Here is a 17,492-nt window from a genome sequence, read left to right as displayed (position 1 = left end):
TGGGCAAGGGAGCCTGCGATGCAGAGCACGATGATGGACGTCCCGCTGACCGTCGCGATGATCCTGCGTCAGGGCTCGGTGGTGCACGGCGAGTCGCGCGTACTGACCTGGACGGGTGACGGCGCCAGGTCCGCCACGTACGCGGAGCTGGGTGAACGCACCGCGCGCCTGGCGGGCGCCCTGCGCGCACTCGGCATCACCGGCGACCAGCGCGTCGGCACGTTCTGCTGGAACGACCAGGAGCACCTCGAGGCGTACTTCGCCGTGCCGGCGATGGGCGCGGTGCTGCACCCGATCAACATCCGGCTGTTCCCCGAGCAGATGGCCTACGTCACCAACCACGCGGAGGACGAGGTCGTCATCGTCGACAGCACGCTCGCCGCGCCGTTCGGCAAGCTGCTGCCGCACCTGAAGACGGTGCGGCACGTGCTGGTGGTCGGCGACGCCGACCTCGCCACGGTGCAGGCCGACGGCGTCGAGGTGCACCGGTACGACGACCTGCTGGCGGCCGCGGAACCGGTGTTCAAGTGGCCCGACGTCGACGAGCGTCAGGCCGCGAGCATGTGCTACACGAGCGGCACCACCGGCCGGCCGAAGGGCGTCGTCTACAGCCACCGGTCGACCTTCCTGCACGCCAGCGCCATCTGCCGCGGCGACGCGCTCGGCCTCGACCCGCTCGACCGGGTGCTGCCCGTCGTCCCGATGTTCCACGCGAACGCCTGGGGCCTCGCGCACGCCGCGGTGCTGATCGGCGCCGACCTGCTCATGCCCGAACGGTTCCTGCAGGGCGAGCCGCTCGCCGCGATGATCCAGGCCGAGCGGCCGACCGTCGCGGGCGCCGTGCCGACGATCTGGAACGACCTGCTGCAGTACGCCCGCGGCCACGACGTCGACCTGTCGTCGCTGCGGATGGTGCCCTGCGGCGGGTCCGCGGTGCCGCGGTCGCTGATGGAGGGCTTCGACCACGAGTTCGGCATCCCGATCAGGCATGCCTGGGGCATGACCGAGACGTCGCCCGTCGCGAGCGTCGCGATCCCGCCGCGAGAAGCCGAGGGCGAGGAGCGGTGGCGCTACCGGCTCACCCAGGGCCGGCTGCTGCCCGAGGTCGAGTACCGACTGACCGGTGACGAGGGCGTCGCGATGCCCTCCGACGGCGAGTCGGTCGGCGAGCTCGAGGTGCGCGGCCCGTGGGTGACGGCGCGGTACCACAAGGAGGACGACGAGGCGAAGTTCCACGACGGCTGGCTGCGGACGGGCGACGTCGGCACCATCGACCCGCGCGGCTACTTCACCATCACCGACCGGTCGAAGGACGTCATCAAGTCCGGTGGGGAGTGGATCTCGTCGGTCGACCTGGAGAACGCCCTGATGGCCCACCCCGACGTCGTCGAGGCGGCCGTCGTCGGCATCCCCGACGAGAAGTGGCAGGAGCGTCCGCTCGCGACCATCGTGCTCCGCGAGGGCGCGGACACCGACCCCGTCGACCTCCGCGCGTCGATCGAGGAGCGGTTCGCCCGCTGGCAGCTGCCGGACAACTTCGCCTTCATCGACGCCGTGCCGAAGACGAGCGTCGGCAAGTTCGACAAGAAGGTGCTGCGCCAGCGCTACGCCGAGGGCGACCTGGACGTCCAGACCGTCCCGCACGACTGAGCTGACTCGCGTGACGTCCGAGGAAGTGGTGGCTCGGGCGACCACGTCCCCGGAGGCAAGGGGGCGCACCACTAGCCTTTGCCCATGGCCCGGTCCGAACTCCGTCTGCCGCTGCGCGGCGAACGTCCGCCGCTGGTGGAGATCGCCCGGCGGGTCGCCCTCGCCGTCCTGATCGTCCTGGTGTCCGCACTGCTCGTCTACTTCGACAGGGACGACTACCGGGACAGCTCGGGCACGCCGATCACGTTCCTGAGCGCGATCTACTACGCGACCGTGAGCCTGTCGACCACCGGGTACGGCGACATCGTGCCGGTGACCCCGCAGGCGCGCCTGCTCACCATCCTCGTCATCACGCCACTGCGCTTCGCGTTCCTGATCCTGCTGGTCGGCACCACGATCAGCGCGCTGTCGGAACGCAGCCGCATGCAGTACCGAGTCGCTCGCTGGAGGGCGAAAGTGCGCAACCACACGATCATCTGCGGGTTCGGCACGAAGGGTCGCGCGGCCGCACGCACGCTGATCGCCGACGGCGTCGACCCGAGCCGGATCGTCGCGATCGACCCGACGCCCGAAGGCGTCGCCTCCGCCCAGGCACTCGGCATCACCGCGGTCCAGGCCAACGCCGAGCACTCCGAGACGCTCCACCAGGTCGAGCTCGACCGCGCACGGGCCGTGCTCATCACCGTGCACGACGACAACAGCGCGGTCATGATCACCCTCACCGTCCGGCAGCAGAGCAAGACGGTGTTCATCGCCGCGTCCGTCCGCGAGGAGGAGAACGTTGCGCTGCTCAAGCAGAGCGGCGCACGTTCGGTCATCACGTCCCAGGAGGCGGCCGGACGCCTCGTCGGGCTCGCCGCACGCAAGCCGACGATCGCGGCGGTCGCCGAGGACCTCATCTCGTACGGCACCGGCCTCGACCTGCGCCAGCGGCCGATCAACGAGGACGAGATCGGGCGGGGTGTCCGCGATGTCGCCGAGGTCGTCATCGCCGTCGTGCGCGGCTCGCGCGAGGAGTCGATCCCGGCCAACGCCGCCGGCGAGCTCCGCCGCGGCGACCAGCTCCTCTACGTCCAGTTCCCGGACATGCGGCCCGGATGACCGCGCTGATAGCCTTTCGTCCTGACCCCCATCGGGGTCATGGAGGCTTCGCCTAGTCTGGTCTATGGCGCCCGCCTGCTAAGCGGGTTGAGGGTTTACAGCCCTCTCCCGGGTTCAAATCCCGGAGCCTCCGCGGGATTGGTCTGTGGTGTTCGGTGATCTTCGATCACCTTCCCACAGGCCCGCGATATCTACCCGGGGGACGACCCCCGGACCCCCGCGTGACAACCCGCGCCCTCTACTGTGCGGGCCTGGTCTTCGTCGTGGCCCAACCGGGCGGGAGCCCTCCGTGATCATTCCTGTTCCTTCCAGCGTGCGGTGGACCGACGGCACGTTCACCTTCGGTGACACCGTCGTGTCCGGTCCCGCCGACCTGGCCGCGACCGCGCGACGCGTGCTCGGCCCGTCCACTGCACTGCCGCTCGCTCCGGGGACGGCCGACACCGACGTGCTGGTGCTGGCGACGGACGGCCGCCTGGGGGCGGAGGCGTACGAGCTGACCGTCGAGCCGACCGCGGCGCGGATCACCGGCGGGAGCGCCGCCGGGGTGTTCTACGGCCTCCAGTCGCTGCGCCAGCTGCTCCCGGCCGCCGCGTTCCGCGCGGCGCCGCTGCCCGGCACCCGCTGGGAGGTGCCCTGTGTCGAGATCGTGGACCAGCCGCGCTTCGGCTGGCGCGGATCCCACCTCGATGTGGGCAGGCACTTCATGCCGAAGCCGTTCCTGTTCCGCTTCGTCGACCTGCTCGCGATGCACAAGCTGAACGTCCTGCACCTGCACCTGACCGAGGACCAGGGGTGGCGGTTCGAGTCCCACCGGTACCCGAGGCTCACCGAGGTCGGCGCGCACCGGGCCGAGACGCGCTGGCCCCGAGAGCGGCGCGGCGACAGCCAGCCGCACGGCGGCTTCTACTCCCAGGACGACCTGCGCGAGCTCGTCGCGTACGCCGCCGACCGGTTCGTCACGGTCGTGCCCGAGGTCGAGCTGCCCGGGCACGCGCAGGCCGCGATCGCCGCGTACCCCGAGCTGGGCAACCACCCCGACAGGCGACTACCCGTCCATACCGGGTGGGGCGTCAACGAGAACGTCCTCAACGCAGAGGAGCCGACGCTGCGGTTCTTCCAGGACGTGTACGAGGAGCTGCTCGACGTCTTCCCCGGTACATACGTCCACGTCGGCGGCGACGAGTGCCCGAAGGTCCAGTGGGAGAAGAGCAAGCGCGCGCAGCAGCTGATCGCGGAGCGCGGACTCGCGGACGAGAAGGAGCTGCAGAGCTGGTTCATCCGTGAGATGGCCACCTGGCTGGCCGCACGCGACCGCCGGCTCGTCGGCTGGGACGAGATCCTCGAGGGCGGCCTCGCCCCCGGTGCGACCGTGATGTCGTGGCGCGGGGAGGAGGGCGGCATCGCCGCCGCCCGGGCCGGGCACGACGTCGTGATGGCGCCCGGCTCGCACACGTACCTCGACCACTACCAGTCCGACGACCCGCGCGAGCCGCGCGCCATCCGCGGCCCCGCCCTTCCCCTCGAGCGCGTGTACGGGTACGAGCCCGTCCCCGCCGAGCTCACCGAGGCGGAGGCCGCGCACGTGCTCGGGTCGCAGTGCCAGCTCTGGACCGAGTACCTGCCGACGGCGCGGCACGTCGAGTACATGGCGTTCCCCCGGATGTGCGCGTTCGCCGAGGTGGTGTGGTCGGCCGCCGAGCGCCGGTCGTACGACGACTTCACCGTGCGGCTGGGCGGTCACCTGGAACGGCTCGACGCGCTCGGCGTCGAGTACCGGCCGCTCGACGGACCGCACCCCTGGCAGCGGGGCGGAGGCCGCTCGCGCCGCTGACGCGAACCCTCGTCGACGTGCGGTGCTATCCGGACGTCGATCGTCCGCAATCGCGCGTACGGTGCCTGGCATGGCTATCGCACGCTTCCCGAGCTTGGTCATCGACTGTCCCGATCCCGGCGCCCTCGCGCGGTTCTACGGCGCGCTGCTGGACTGGAAGGTCGACGTCTCCTCCGACTGGGCCGACGTCCGCGCGGACTACGGTCACTGCATCTCCTTCCAACAGGTGGAGTCCTACGCCCGGCCCCGGTGGCCGGCCCAGGACGTACCCCAGCAGATGCATGTCGACGTGATCGTCGACGACCTCGACGCCGCAGAGGCGGCAGTGCTCGATCTCGGCGCGACCAAGCACGAGCACCAGCCGGGGACGAAGTTCCGCGTCTTCCTCGACCCGGCGGGACACCCCTTCTGCCTCTGCCTGGACTGACCCGAGGGAGCTACGTGTCCCGGGTGGCCGCGGACCCGTCCTGACCGGTCGCTCCGAGCCGTGCGGAGATCCGCGCGGCGGCGTCGCCGATCTGCGGCGCCAACTCGTCCATCCGCGAGCGCGGCATGCGGATCTCGGGACCGCAGATGCTGACGCACCCCACGACCCGTCCCGTGTGGTCGAACACCGGTGACGCGACCGTCCTGATCCCGGGCGTCCGCTCGGCGAACGACATCGCGTAGCCGTCCGACCTGACCGACTCGAGCTGGGCGCGCAGGTCGTCGACGTCGGTGACCGTGGTCGGGGTGACCCGGGGGATCGGCCGGCGCAGGATCGCCTCGCGGACGTCGTCGGGCGCGTACGCGAGCAGCACCTTGCCGGGCGCGCCAAGCGGCAGCGGGATGGGCGTGCCGAGGTTGGTGTACGTGCGCCGCAGCTCCTGGTGGCTCTCCACCTGGTCGACGACGGCGCGGTCGTTCGACGCCAGCAGCTCGTGCAGCGCGATCGTCTCGTCGAACCGGTCGCGCAGCTCGTGCATCACCGGACGCGCGGCGTCGAGAACCGACGTGGGGAACGCACCGCTGCGTGCCAGCTGGACGAGCAGCGGGCCGAGGGCGTAACGCCGACCGGGCGCCGGCTGGACGAGTCCGTTGTGCTGCATCGCCGAGAGCAGCCGGTGCACGGTGCTCGTCGACAGGCCGGTGGTGCGGGAGATCTCGGTGATGCCCAGCTCCGGCGTGCGGCGGCCGAAGCACCGCAGCACCGCCACGGCACGGTCGATCGACTGCACGCCGCCCCCGCTCGCGGGTGCCTGGTCCGGATGGGTCACGCCGCCTCCCGCCGTCCGGCGCAGCCAGTGCCGCGCCATTGACGCTTCGTTCGCACGTCGTCTACGCTTCCTGTTCTACAGGATGCTATCCCATAAGGTGGGAAATATGGCAACGCGTCCGCTGGACGGATTCCGGGTCCTCGACCTCACCCGCTACCTCTCCGGGCCGTACTGCACGATGGTCCTCGCCGAGCTCGGCGCCGACGTGATCAAGATCGAGCAGCCGGGCACGGGCGACGACTCGCGCCGGCTGAGCCCGAAGGTGAACGGCGAGAGCTACCCGTTCGGTATGCCGAACCGGAGCAAGCGCAGCGTGTCGCTCGACCTCAAGCAGGACGCGGGCAGGGTGGCGTTCCTCCAGCTCGCCGAGAGCGCCGACCTGGTCATCGAGAACTTCCGGCCCGGGGTCGTCGACCGGCTCGGCATCGACTACGACGACGTACGCGCCCTGCGGCCCGACATCCTGTACTGCTCGATCAGCGGGTTCGGCCAGACCGGACCGTTCCGCGACCGGCCCGGTTTCGACATCATGGCGCAGGGCATGGTCGGCTTCCTGCGGATGACCGGCCACCCGGACGGCCGTCCCGCGAAGGTCGGCATCGCGATCAACGACATCGCCGCCGGCTCGACGGCGCTCTACTCGATCCTCGCGGCCGAGCTGCACCGTAAGCGGACGGGCGAGGGCCAGTACCTCGACGTCTCGCTCGTCGACGCCGGTCTCGCGTGGACCGTGTGGGAGTCCGGTGCGTACTTCGGGAGCGGCGAGGAGCCGCTGCCGACCGGCACCAGGCATCGCCGGTCGACGCCGTACCAGGCCTACCGTTCCCTCGACGGGTTCGTGACGATCGGCGCCAACAACGACCGGCTCTGGCAGCGCCTCGTGACCGGCGTCCTCGACCGGCCCGAGTGGCTCACCGACGAACGCTTCGCGACGCTCGAGGACCGCATGGCCAACATCGACGAGCTGCAGGCCGAGATCGAGGCGATCACGTCGCTGCGCGCCACCGACGAGCTGCTCGAGCTGCTCGACCGCGCCGGCGTCCCCGGCGGCCCCGTCCTCACCTACCCGGAGGCGCTCGACAACGCGCACGTCAAGGAGCGCGGCATGGTCACCGAGGTCGAGCACCCGATCATCGGCCCGATGCACACGATCGCGCCGCCGACGAAGTTCAGCGGCCTCCCGTACGACGTCCGCGGCCCGGCGCCGTGGCTCGGCCAGCACACGTCGTCGGTGCTCGCCGAGGTCGGTCTCACCGCGGACGAGATCGCCGGACTGTACGAGTCCGGCGCCGCGTACGACCAGCACCCCGACATGCAACCGGAGAGCACGAACTGATGAGTAGCAACGATCTTCGACTGGAGCGGGACGGCGAGGTGGCGACGCTCGTCATCGACCGGGAGCAGAGCCGCAATGCCATCAGGCTCGAGATGTACCGGGCGCTGCCCGACCTGCTGAAGGAGATCGACGCCGACCGGTCGATCGCGGTCCTCGTGCTGCGTGGCGCGGGCACGAAGGCGTTCGCGTCCGGCGCCGACATCTCCGAGTTCCAGGCCGTCCGCGCCGAGGCCGAGAGCGCGCGGCACTACAACGAACGGGTCGCCGCCGCGGAACGGGCGCTCGAGGGCCTGAGCAAGCCGACGATCGCGATGATCCACGGCTACTGCATCGGCGGCGGACTCGGCCTCGCGCTCGCCTGCGACATGCGGTTCAGCGACGACCGGGGGCGCTTCGCGATCACGCCGGCCAAGCTCGGCCTGGTCTACAGCCTGGAGTCGACCAGGCGGCTGGTCGACCTCGTCGGTCCGTCGCGGGCCAAATGGATCCTGATGTCCGGCGAACAGCTCGATGCCCCCGCCGCCGCGCGACTCGGCCTCGTCGACGAGGTGACAGGCGTCGACGAGGTCGAGGCGCTCACGTACGACTTCGCCCGGCTGGTCACCACGCGCGCCCAGTTCAGCGTGCGCGCGACCAAGGAGATCGTGCGCAGGATCTGCGCCGGGCAGACCGAGGACGACGAGGCCACGACGCAGCTGCGCAACTCGTCGTTCGACACCGACGACTACGCCGAGGGCGTCCGCGCCTTCCTGGCGAAACGCAGGCCCGACTTCACCTGGCGGTGACTCTGCCGGCGCCGTTCCGGGCCGCCCACGCACCTGCACAGAACGAGGAGGTTCATCGTGCGAAAGAGCGTGAGACTGCGGAAGTTCGGGGGTCTGGTGGTCGCGGTGGCGCTCGCCGTCACCGCACTCGTCGGATGCGACGCCCAGAGCGCATCCGACACGAGCGACTATCCGAGCAAGGACCTCGACTGGACCATCGCGTTCGGGCCGGGCGGCGGCAACGACATCATGGCGCGCACCCTCGTCGACCTGATCAAGAAGAACGAGCTGTACCCGCACGACATCGAGGTCGAGAACCGCGAGGGCGGGAGCGGCGCGACGGGCTGGGGCTACCTCTTCAGCAAGCGCGGTGACCCGTACAACATCTCGACGACGTCGGGCTCGTTCCTCACGACGCCGCTGCAGGCCGACACCGGGTGGAAGCCGACCGACTTCACCCCCGTCGGCCTGTTCGCCACCGACGACTACCTCTTCACCACGCGGCCGAAGTCGGGCATTACGACCTGGCAGCAGTGGGTCGACTTCGCCAAGAAGAAGGGCACCGTCGCGGTCGGCGGGATCGGCACGGTCAACGTCGACTTCATCCTGCACTCCAAGGTCGCGAAGCAGTCCGGCTACAAGATCGACTACGTCCCGTTCAACGACGAGGGCCAGCTGCAGACGGCACTGCTGTCCGGCGCGCTCGACGCGGCGTTCTCCAACGTCGGTGAGGTGCTCGGGCAGGTCGAGGCGAAGAAGACGAACGCCCTGCTCTACACGGGCAAGAAGCCGCACGGCGTGATCAAGGACGTCCCGACGGCCACGTCACTCGGCCTGAAGGGCCTCATCTCGATGCCGCGCGGCATGATCCTGCCTCCCGACACGCCCAAGGACGTCCAGGACTGGTGGATCGCGACCATGAAGAAGGTGGTCGAGACCAAGGAGTGGAAGGACTACGTCGCGAAGAACTACCTCTCCGAGGACGTGCGGTACGGCAAGGACTTCACGACGTACCTGAACTCCACGAGCAAGGAGCTCACCAGGATCCTGCGGGAGGAGGGGGCGATCAAGTGAGCCGGATCCCCTCCGCGACGCTCTTCCTCGGAGCCCTCGCGGTGCTGTTCGCCGGCTACACGGTGCTCGCGTTCGGCCTGGAGTGGCGCACCCACGCCGGCCGGATCGGTCCCGGCTTCTTCCCCCGCATCATCGGGTGCGCCGCGTTCGTGGCGTGCGCCGCGGCGGCGTTGTGGGCGCTGCGCGCACAACGACGACCGGCCAAGGAGAAGGCAACCGAGGACGACCCGTCCGCGGGAGACGGTGCCGGCACGGCCACGGACGTGCGCACGATGCTGCTGGTCGTCGCCGCGGGCGTCGCGTACGTGGTGCTCCTGCTGCCCCTCGGTGCCCTGCTCGCCACGGCCCTGTTCATGGTCACCGTGCTGTGGCTGCTCGACCGGCGACATCCCGTCCGCATCGTCGTCGTCGGCCTCGGCACGCCCGCCGCCGCCTACCTGCTGCTCGAGGTCGGCCTCTCCGTGGGGCTGCCCAAGGGCCTGCTGCCGATGCTCTGACCGGACGCGTACTGCTGGAGGCCTAGCGGATGGACATCTTCGGAAACCTCCTCGGCGGCATCGCCGGCGTCCTGTCGCCCGTCAACCTGCTGCTGCTGACGGCCGGGGTCTGCATCGGGATGATCATCGGGGTGATGCCCGGGCTCGGGCCGTCGGCCGGGCTCGCGATCCTGCTGCCGCTGACGTTCGGGCTCGATCCGACGGGCGCCATCGTCATGCTCGCCGCCGTCTACTACGGCGCGATGTACGGCGGCACCATCACCTCGGTGCTCATCAACACCCCGGGCGAGTCCGCGACCGTCGCGAGCACGTTCGACGGCTATCCGCTGGCGAAGGCGGGACGTGCGGGACCCGCACTCGTCGTGGCGGCGGTGGGCTCGTTCGTCGCGGGCACGATCGGGGCAGTGCTGCTCAGCGTCGCGGCGCCGGCGACCGCGCGCGTGGCGGCGAGCTTCGGTCCGCCCGAGCTCTTCCTCGTGGTGATCGCCGGGCTGCTGACCCTGCTCGTCGTGATCAGCGGCAACAAGGTACGCGGGGTCATCTCGGCGCTGTTCGGCTTCGCACTGGCGACGGTCGGCATCGACATCGGCGGCGGCGCGCAGCGCTACACGTTCGGCTCGTCCGAGCTGATCAACGGCATCGACTTCGTCCCCGTCGCGATCGGCCTGTTCGGCGTGGGCGAGGTGCTGTGGACGCTGTACCAGGGCGGGCACCGGGAGAATCTCGCGTACTTCGGTGTCAGGACGGGCCGTCGCGGCTTCTGGCCGACCGCGGCCGACTGGGTCGAGTCGCGCTGGGCGATCGTGCGCGGCTCGATCCTCGGCTTCTTCACCGGCGTCACCCCGGGCGCGGGTGCGACGGTCGCCTCGCTGATGTCGTACAGCGTGGAGAAGGCCGTCTCGAAGACCCCGGAACGCTTCGGCAAGGGCGCGATGGCCGGGCTCGCGGGACCCGAGTCGGCCAACAACGCCGCCACCGCGGGCGCGATGGTGCCGCTGCTGACCCTGGGCATCCCCGGCTCGGCGTCGACCGCCGTCCTGCTCGGGGGCTTCCTCATGTGGGGACTGCAGCCGGGGCCGCTGCTGATGGAACAGAACCCGGAGTTCGCCTGGGGCCTCATCGGCAGCATGTACCTCGGCAACGTGATGCTGCTCGTCGTCAACATCTTCTGCATCCCACTGTTCGCGAGCATCGCACGGGTGCCGTTCCGCTACCTCGCACCGATCATCGTCGTGCTGTGCGTGCTCGGGACGTTCAGCATCAACGCGAGCATCGTCGAGGTCGGCATCATGCTCGGCTGCGGAGTCCTCGGCTTCCTGATGCGCCGGTTCGGGCTCTCGCCCGCGGCGACCGTGATCGCGCTCGTCCTCGGCCCGATGGCCGAGGAGACGCTGCGGCAGAGCATGATCATCTCCCACGGCAGCTTCGGCATCTTCGTCCAGCGGCCGGTGTCGCTCACCCTGCTGTTCGTCCTGCTGGCGCTGTGCGTCGCGCCGGTCCTGACGTCGTTCGTCCGCCGCAGGCGCCGCCAGGCACCGGACGACGAACCACGCGTGCTGTCGAAGCGGTGACCCCCGCGGGCGGGAACCGCGGTCACCGCTCGAGCGTCGCAGGCCTCCGTTCACGTGCCTCGCGAAGGGAACGCCTCATGAGTGTCACCATGCGTCCACCGGCGGTCACGGCGATGGGCAAGGCGGCCGGCGACATCGGCGCGTCGGTGCTCCGCAAGGTCGACGGCAGGCTCGCCGACGGTGAGGATCTCGTCGGTGCGGCGAATATCGAGGGCCTGGCAGCGTACGGATCACTGACGTTCTGCCTCACCTACTGGCGTGCGAACGGCATAACGGCGTCGGCGGCGGTCGAGAGCGTCGGCGGCAAGCTCGTGCAGACGGCGAACACCTACGACGCCACGGACACCGTGAGTGCGGGCCTGTTCCGGCACTCACCGGTCACCGTCCTCTGAAGGTGGCGGCGCATGGGTCTCACAGTGTCGAGCCTGCTGAACGTCGACGTCTCCGCGTTGCACCAGGTCGCTGAGTCGTTCGGTGGGGCTCACCGGCACTTCGGCGAGGGCTGCACGAGGGTCACCGACGAGGTCCAGTCGCCTCTCGCCGGCGGAGCGGCATGGACCGGTGAGGGTCAACCCGCGGCGTTGACCACCGTCTCGATCAACACCAGTGCGCTGAGCATCAGCGCGCTCCGCATGTCGGCGGCGAGGGAGATCGTCTCGGCGCTGGCAGCGGCCCTGGACAGCGCGCAAGGCATGCTGCGGTCCGCGGTGCGGGAGGCGGAGCACCTGGGTGTCACCCTCGACGACGACCTCACACTCTCGGGCGAGGGTCTGACCTCACTCTCACCACTCGACGGCCCGCGCATCACGAACGCGGCCAGGGGCGCGGTGGTATTCGCCGCGCAGGCGGACACCGTGGCAACGACGCTGCTCGACCGGATCTCCGCGAGCACGGTGCGGTTCAGCGACACGGCCGACGCCACCGCGCTGCGCGGTAACGCGTCCGAGTACGTGGCCGCCGTCGTCGACGTCGCTCTCGCCGCCAACGCGCGAGCCTACTGGTCGTCCACGACCCCCATGCCCCTCATCGAGGGCGCCGCCTACCCGACCCAGGGGCCGGCCATCGGCAACGGCAGGGAGATCGCCTACCTCCTGCCGTGGCCGGGCTCGTACTCGGTCTCGAACTCCACCGGAGCCGGTCCGTACTCCACGGTCACCACGTACACGGCGAGCAAGGGCTCCTGCTCCCTCGACGGCTCGGGGGCCGCCAAGGTCACGGTCAGCGTGTCCGCCGACGTCCGGATGAACACGGAGGTCGTCGCGCGGCTGAAGAGTCTGGGGATCGTCCCGAGCTCCTACTCGGGCACCGAGATGACCTACTCGGTCACGACCGATCCGACGACCGCCGACGCGATCGCCGACGCGGGGGAGGACCCGGTCAGCCCGATCGATCCGCGGTCGATCCCGCCCGGCGCGGCGATCACCCTCGGCGAAGAGGACTACACCGGCAGCGGACTCGCGGTCGCGTACGGCGCCCTCCAGACCAGCCTCGGCTACCGGGAGGGCGAGCGGGTCAGCTCGAGCATCGAGGCTCTGGGTGACGGCACGATGCGCATCAGCGTCGGCGACGAGGACGTCATCAGCAGGTCTGGAGGCGTCGGCATCGGCTTCGACAAGGCGTACATCGGCATCGGCGCCTCCTCGTCGTTCACCGACGGCAGGCTCAGGACGGTCGACGTCGACGTCACCACGCCTGCCGGCTGGGACGCGTACCAACGGTTCCTGGTCACCGGGGAGCTGCCGGCGAGCGGCGCGGACGGCACGGCCGACGAGACGATCTCCGACCTGACGACCTCGACCAACTCGTCGGCGTTCGAGGCGCGGCTCGGTCGGTTCTCGCTGTCCGCCGAGCAGCTCGACACCGAGGCACAGATGCAGACCACCCAGCACGCCGATGGCACCATCGACTACTCACAGGTCAGCAGGAACGACGGTGTCACCCAGGTCTCCACGGTCGAGGAGGACGCGCAGGGCGAGGTCGTCGACACGACACATGCGCTCCATCTCAGAGGCATCGACGACGACTACGTGCGTGGGTTCCTGGATGCGTCGGGTACCGACACCAGCGGGATCGACGGCGACTCCGACGTCACACTGACCTTCGACGACGCTCAGGTCGAGGAGATCCGCGACCAAGCCCTCCAGGTCGTCACCGACCGCGTCAACGACAGCGACCTGAGCACCGCGGATCGGATCTTCGGGAGCGAGGCCACCCCCGAGGAGATCGCGGACTATCTCGGGGACCACCGCGACGGCGGCGACCTGGCCGATATCACCGGTTCGGCGGCTCCGGGCGACGCCTCCGCCGCCCGGAGCCTGCACATCGCCGCGGCGGAATCGCCCGACGACGTCGTCGATGCGATCGCGTCGGGGCAGGCCGGAAACGGGCACAACGTCCTGCTGACCCTTCAGGATCTCGCCTACGGGGAGCTCGACGACCCCGCCGAGATCACCGAGCGCATGTCAGAGATCACGACCGTCACCGCGCGAGGCGAGCAGTGCTGAGCGACCTCGCTCACCGCTGAGGCGGCTCACAACCGCGGGTCTGCCCTGCAGGTCAGCCCTTGACAACTATTCTTGTCAATGGTCTGCTTGCGCACATGTTCGATGTCGAAGTGATCGATGACCCGGCCGCCGCGGTCGTGGCGCTCGACCCCGTGCGGGCACGCCTGCTCGCCGCTCTCGTCGAGCCGGGGTCCGCCGCCACGCTGGCCGCGCGCACCGGGCTGAGTCGGCAGAAGATCAACTACCACCTGCGCTCGCTCGAGGCCCACGGCCTCGTCGAGCAGGTGCGGGAGCGCCGCTGGGGCGGGCTCACCGAGCGGCTACTCGTCGCGACGGCGTCGTCGTACGTCGTGTCCCCGGCGGCCCTCGGCGACGCAGCCAGCGACCCCCGTCGCGTGTCCGACCGGATGTCCGGGCGCTATCTGATCGCCGTGGCCGCGCGCATCATCCGCGAGGTCGCGGCGATGGCCCGCAGGGCCGAGCGCCAGGACAAGCGACTGGCGACACTGACCATCGACACCGTGATCCGCTTCCGCTCCACCACCGAACGCGCTGCGTTCGCCGACGAGCTCAGCGAGGCCGTGACCGCACTGACCGCGCGCTACCACGACGCGTCGGCACCCGCGGGGCGCACGCACCGCCTCGTCGTGGCCGCCCACCCCGTGCCCTCCCCGGAGACCGACGAGGAGACCTCATGAACAGCCCCGACCGCCGACACTGCGCCCTCGACCTCGAGGTCGAGGTGCCCGGCACGCCAGAACAGGTCTGGGAGGCGATCGCCACGGGTCCCGGCATCAGCGCGTGGTTGCACCCGACGCGCGTCGAGGAGCATGAGGGCGGCGCGTTCTCGTTCGACATGGGATCGGGCTTCAGCGAGCCGGGGACGGTCACCGGCTGGGATCCACCGCACCGGTTCGTCACCGAGACGTCCTGGCGCGCGGGCGGGGACGCCGGCGCCCTCGCCACCGAGTGGATCGTCCGCGCACGCGACGGCGGCACCTGCGCCGTGCGCATGGTGATGAGCGGGTTCGGCGAGGGCGAGACGTGGGACGACGAGCTCGACGGCCTCGCCGAGGGCATGCGGACGGCGCTGGAGAGCCTGCGGCTCTACCTCACGCACTTCGCCGGGTGGCACGGCGCATCCCTGCGAGCGTTCGGTCGGGCGAGCGGGACACAGCAGCAGGCCTGGCGTGAGCTGCTCACGACCCTGGGCCTCGACGGGGTGTCGTCCGGTGAGCCGGCCGACACGAACGGGCCAGGGGTCCCGCGGCTCGCGGGGGTCGTGGAGCAGGTACGGCCCGGCGTGCACCGCAGCGACCTGCTCCTGCGGATCGACGAGCCCGCACCCGGGCTCGCATCGATCGCCACGTACGGCGCGAGCCCATGGACCGAGGTCCACCTCTCGTTGTTCGGCGACGACACCACCGGCACCGCGACGCGCGAGGAAAGCGCCTGGCGGGCCTGGATGAGCGAGCACTTCCCGACCACCGCGCCCGGCGTCTGACGCCCCGGCACGAAACTGAGGAGACGGAGATGACCACCATGAACACGTCAGCAGCCCCCGACACCGTGTCATCTGCGGGACGCGCGTGGCTCGGGCTCGCCGTGCTCGCGCTCCCGGCCCTGCTGGTGTCACTCGACCTCAGCGTCCTCCTCGTCGCCCTGCCCGAACTCAGCGCGCACCTCGGCGCGAGCGGCGTCGAGCAGCTCTGGATCACCGACATCTACGGCTTCATGGTCGCCGGGTTCCTGGTGACCATGGGCACGCTCGGCGACCGGATCGGGCGACGGCGCGTCCTGCTCATCGGCGCGGCGGCGTTCGGCGTCGCCTCGATCGTCGCGGCGTTCTCGGTCAGCCCCGGCATGCTCATCGCGGCCCGGGTGCTGCTCGGGATCGCCGGCGCGACGCTGATGCCGTCGGCACTCGCCCTCGTGAGCACCCTGTTCACGGATCCGCGGCAACGCGGCACGGCGATCGCCGCGCTGTTCAGCTGCATCATGGTCGGTGGCGCGCTCGGCCCGGTGATCGGCGGCGCGCTGCTCGCGTTCTTCTGGTGGGGCTCGGTGTTCCTCATCGGCGTCCCGGTGATGGCCGTGTTGCTGCTCGCGGCTCCCCGACTGGTGCCCGAGTCCCGCAATGCGGCCGCGGGCCGCATCGACCCACTCAGTGTGGCGCTGTCACTCGCCGCGATCCTGCCGTTCGTCTACGGCCTCAAGGACCTCGCCAAGGACGGCGTGCAGCCGATCGCGGTCGGGACCATCGTGGCGGGCGTCGTCATGGGGATCGCGTTCGTGGCCAGGCAGCGCCGGCTGACCGACCCGCTGCTCGACCTGGGCCTGTTCCGCCACCGCTCGTTCAGCGCCGTGCTCGTGGTCATGCTCCTCGGCGGGATCGTGATGGGCGGCACCTTCCTGCTCGTCACCCAGTACCTCCAGCTCGTCCAGGGCCTCGCACCACTGCTCGCCGGACTGGCGACCTTGCCCGCGACCGTCGCGATGCTCGGCGGCATCATGACCGGCCCGGCCCTCGCCCAGCGCATGCGTCCGGGGTACGTGATGGCGCTCGGCATGGTCGTCGCCGCGGCCGGCCTCCTCGTGGTCGCCGGTGTCGCCGACAACGGCCTCGCACTCGTGATCGGCGGCTTCACCCTGGCGCTCTTCGGGATGGGCCTGCCCGGCGGACTCGGCGTCGGCCTGGTGATCGGATCCGCCCCGCCGGAGCAGGCAGGATCGGCGTCGTCGATCTCCGAGACGAGCCAGGAGCTCGGCATGGCGTTCGGCCTGGCCGGCGTCGGCAGTCTCGCCGCCGGGATCTACCGCACGCTGCTCGCCGACGGCATCCCCGGCGCGGTGCCGGCCGACATGGTCGGCACCGCGAGGGAGAGCATCGCCGGCGCCGCCTGGGTCGCCGACACCCTGCCCGAGGCCGCCGGCCGCGCCCTGCTGGTGACCGCGCAGGCGACGTTCACGACGGCCATGGGCATCACGATGGCGGTGAGCGCAGTCACCCTCCTGGCCCTGGCCGTCCTCGCGGCCGTCACCCTCAAGCACCTCCCGGCAACGGGCGCGTCCGAGGTGTCGACCGACGCCCCGACTCAGGCGCCGGCGGCGGTGACGACCTGACAATCCGCTGACCGGTGTCGAGACGTACCCGCTACAATCGACACTTGCGTCTGCGCTCGTAGCTCAACGGATAGAGCATCTGACTACGGATCAGAAGGTTGGGGGTTCGAATCCCTCCGAGCGCGCTCACCGAACCGTTCTGGCCTGGGCGTTTACGCCGCCCAGGCCAGCGTCGTCTCTAGCCCGTCACGTGTGTGGTTCCGGTGTGGTTCCACACTTCCTTCACGCCGCGCGACGGGGGTACCAGCGCCGCGGCGGCCTCAGCCGCATTGCGATCCAGGCTGGGCAGCACGGTCGTGTAGAAGTCCGCCGTCGTCGCGTAGCGGGTGTGCCCGAGTCGTTCCTGGACCACCTTCATCTCCGTACCAGCGGCCAGCAGCAACGTGGCGGCGTCGTGCCGTAACCCGTGCAGCCGCACCGGCGGCAGGCCGACCTGTTCCGCCAAGGCACGGAGCCGTCTTGTGACCAGGTCGGGTATCAGCAGGTCGCCGTCCGGCGCGCAGAACACCAAGTCCGAGTCGTACCCAGCCATGGCCTTGCGGTGCCTGGCGAGCACTCGGACGGTACCAGCGTCGAGCGCTACCTGGCGGCGGCCGGCGGGCGTCTTCGGCACGGTCACGTGCAGCTGCCCGGCGACCGAGATGACCTGCTGCCGCACCCACAGCCGTCCGTCGGTCAGGTCGACGTCGGACCAGCGCAGGCCACATCCCTCGCCGCGACGCTCGCCTACACCGGATACCAGGGATCGTCGATGGCGGTGTCGAGGAACGCATCGGTCTGCT

The 17,492-nt window shown here is 70.4% G+C and carries 16 protein-coding genes and 2 tRNA genes; 16 read left to right on the top strand and 2 right to left on the bottom strand.

Annotation, left to right across the window (positions count from 1 at the left end; translation table 11 throughout):
- Window positions 1-18 precede the first annotated feature (18 nt).
- The 5 genes from GEV10_01985 to GEV10_01965 all read left to right on the top strand — a co-directional run bounded on the left by GEV10_01985 (window position 19) and on the right by GEV10_01965 (window position 5,012).
- Entirely contained in the window at window positions 19-1,650 is a 1,632-nt protein-coding gene (locus GEV10_01985; GenBank protein MQA77246.1) for a long-chain-fatty-acid--CoA ligase, read from the top strand.
- 84 nt (window positions 1,651-1,734) lie between these two features.
- A complete protein-coding gene (locus GEV10_01980; GenBank protein MQA77245.1) occupies window positions 1,735-2,751 on the top strand; it encodes an Ion channel protein in 1,017 nt (338 codons plus the stop codon).
- A gap of 41 nt (window positions 2,752-2,792) precedes the next feature.
- Window positions 2,793-2,884 (top strand) — tRNA-Ser (locus GEV10_01975).
- A gap of 156 nt (window positions 2,885-3,040) precedes the next feature.
- On the top strand, window positions 3,041-4,585 hold the full coding sequence (locus GEV10_01970) for a family 20 glycosylhydrolase (protein ID MQA77244.1): 1,545 nt from the start codon (window positions 3,041-3,043) through the stop codon (window positions 4,583-4,585).
- 70 nt (window positions 4,586-4,655) lie between these two features.
- The gene (locus GEV10_01965) at window positions 4,656-5,012 is read left to right on the top strand and encodes a VOC family protein (protein MQA77243.1); all 357 of its coding nucleotides are present in this window, start codon (window positions 4,656-4,658) and stop codon (window positions 5,010-5,012) included.
- Window positions 5,013-5,022: 10 nt separating this feature from the next.
- On the opposite strand, the gene GEV10_01960 is transcribed toward GEV10_01965, so the two are convergent.
- The gene (locus tag GEV10_01960; GenBank protein MQA77242.1) at window positions 5,023-5,880 is read right to left on the bottom strand and encodes a helix-turn-helix domain-containing protein; all 858 of its coding nucleotides are present in this window, start codon (window positions 5,878-5,880) and stop codon (window positions 5,023-5,025) included.
- 67 nt (window positions 5,881-5,947) lie between these two features.
- On the opposite strand from GEV10_01960, the gene GEV10_01955 reads away from it, so the two are divergent.
- The 11 genes from GEV10_01955 to GEV10_01905 all read left to right on the top strand — a co-directional run bounded on the left by GEV10_01955 (window position 5,948) and on the right by GEV10_01905 (window position 16,835).
- A complete protein-coding gene (locus GEV10_01955; GenBank protein MQA77241.1) occupies window positions 5,948-7,177 on the top strand; it encodes a CoA transferase in 1,230 nt (409 codons plus the stop codon).
- Window positions 7,177-7,962, top strand: a complete 786-nt coding sequence (locus GEV10_01950) for an enoyl-CoA hydratase (GenBank protein MQA77240.1) — start codon at window positions 7,177-7,179, stop codon at window positions 7,960-7,962. The genes GEV10_01955 and GEV10_01950 overlap by 1 nt, the downstream gene beginning before the upstream one ends.
- A 228-nt stretch (window positions 7,963-8,190) precedes the next feature.
- Complete coding sequence (locus tag GEV10_01945; protein ID MQA77239.1) at window positions 8,191-9,015, top strand: tripartite tricarboxylate transporter substrate binding protein; 825 nt, start codon at window positions 8,191-8,193, stop codon at window positions 9,013-9,015.
- The gene (locus tag GEV10_01940) at window positions 9,012-9,512 is read left to right on the top strand and encodes a hypothetical protein (GenBank protein ID MQA77238.1); all 501 of its coding nucleotides are present in this window, start codon (window positions 9,012-9,014) and stop codon (window positions 9,510-9,512) included. Before GEV10_01945 ends, GEV10_01940 begins: the two co-directional genes overlap by 4 nt.
- 29 nt (window positions 9,513-9,541) lie before the next feature.
- Window positions 9,542-11,083, top strand: a complete 1,542-nt coding sequence (locus GEV10_01935; GenBank protein ID MQA77237.1) for a tripartite tricarboxylate transporter permease — start codon at window positions 9,542-9,544, stop codon at window positions 11,081-11,083.
- A 77-nt stretch (window positions 11,084-11,160) separates the two neighbouring features.
- On the top strand, window positions 11,161-11,475 hold the full coding sequence (locus GEV10_01930) for a hypothetical protein (protein MQA77236.1): 315 nt from the start codon (window positions 11,161-11,163) through the stop codon (window positions 11,473-11,475).
- A gap of 12 nt (window positions 11,476-11,487) precedes the next feature.
- The gene (locus GEV10_01925; protein MQA77235.1) at window positions 11,488-13,587 is read left to right on the top strand and encodes a hypothetical protein; all 2,100 of its coding nucleotides are present in this window, start codon (window positions 11,488-11,490) and stop codon (window positions 13,585-13,587) included.
- A gap of 95 nt (window positions 13,588-13,682) precedes the next feature.
- Window positions 13,683-14,285: a helix-turn-helix domain-containing protein gene (locus GEV10_01920; GenBank protein ID MQA77234.1), complete on the top strand. Its 603-nt coding sequence runs from the start codon at window positions 13,683-13,685 to the stop codon at window positions 14,283-14,285.
- On the top strand, window positions 14,282-15,091 hold the full coding sequence (locus GEV10_01915) for an SRPBCC domain-containing protein (protein ID MQA77233.1): 810 nt from the start codon (window positions 14,282-14,284) through the stop codon (window positions 15,089-15,091). The genes GEV10_01920 and GEV10_01915 overlap by 4 nt, the downstream gene beginning before the upstream one ends.
- Before the next feature lie 29 nt (window positions 15,092-15,120).
- Window positions 15,121-16,710 carry an MFS transporter gene (locus tag GEV10_01910; protein ID MQA77232.1) on the top strand — a complete coding sequence of 530 codons (1,590 nt, stop codon included), beginning with the start codon at window positions 15,121-15,123 and terminating at the stop codon, window positions 16,708-16,710.
- A gap of 52 nt (window positions 16,711-16,762) precedes the next feature.
- Window positions 16,763-16,835, top strand: a tRNA-Arg gene (locus GEV10_01905).
- A gap of 53 nt (window positions 16,836-16,888) precedes the next feature.
- On the opposite strand, the gene GEV10_01900 is transcribed toward GEV10_01905, so the two are convergent.
- A partial coding sequence (locus GEV10_01900; GenBank protein MQA77231.1) for a tyrosine-type recombinase/integrase occupies window positions 16,889-17,492 on the bottom strand: 604 nt, incomplete at its 5' end.

The sequence above is a fragment of the Streptosporangiales bacterium genome, from assembly GCA_009379955.1.
Classification (GTDB): Bacteria; Actinomycetota; Actinomycetes; order Streptosporangiales; family WHST01; genus WHST01.
Note: the sequence above shows the minus strand (reverse complement) of the source record. Positions and strands in the feature narration are given on the sequence as shown.

Coding starts and splice junctions, on each gene's coding strand:
- GEV10_01965 (MQA77243.1), top strand. CDS start 4,656: ATGGCTATCGCACGCTTCCCGAGCTTGGTCATCGACTGTCCCGATCCC.
- GEV10_01925 (MQA77235.1), top strand. CDS start 11,488: ATGGGTCTCACAGTGTCGAGCCTGCTGAACGTCGACGTCTCCGCGTTG.
- GEV10_01935 (MQA77237.1), top strand. CDS start 9,542: ATGGACATCTTCGGAAACCTCCTCGGCGGCATCGCCGGCGTCCTGTCG.
- GEV10_01960 (MQA77242.1), bottom strand. CDS start 5,880: ATGGCGCGGCACTGGCTGCGCCGGACGGCGGGAGGCGGCGTGACCCAT.
- GEV10_01980 (MQA77245.1), top strand. CDS start 1,735: ATGGCCCGGTCCGAACTCCGTCTGCCGCTGCGCGGCGAACGTCCGCCG.
- GEV10_01920 (MQA77234.1), top strand. CDS start 13,683: ATGTTCGATGTCGAAGTGATCGATGACCCGGCCGCCGCGGTCGTGGCG.
- GEV10_01930 (MQA77236.1), top strand. CDS start 11,161: ATGAGTGTCACCATGCGTCCACCGGCGGTCACGGCGATGGGCAAGGCG.
- GEV10_01915 (MQA77233.1), top strand. CDS start 14,282: ATGAACAGCCCCGACCGCCGACACTGCGCCCTCGACCTCGAGGTCGAG.
- GEV10_01945 (MQA77239.1), top strand. CDS start 8,191: ATGGCGCGCACCCTCGTCGACCTGATCAAGAAGAACGAGCTGTACCCG.
- GEV10_01910 (MQA77232.1), top strand. CDS start 15,121: ATGACCACCATGAACACGTCAGCAGCCCCCGACACCGTGTCATCTGCG.
- GEV10_01985 (MQA77246.1), top strand. CDS start 19: ATGCAGAGCACGATGATGGACGTCCCGCTGACCGTCGCGATGATCCTG.
- GEV10_01950 (MQA77240.1), top strand. CDS start 7,177: ATGAGTAGCAACGATCTTCGACTGGAGCGGGACGGCGAGGTGGCGACG.
- GEV10_01955 (MQA77241.1), top strand. CDS start 5,948: ATGGCAACGCGTCCGCTGGACGGATTCCGGGTCCTCGACCTCACCCGC.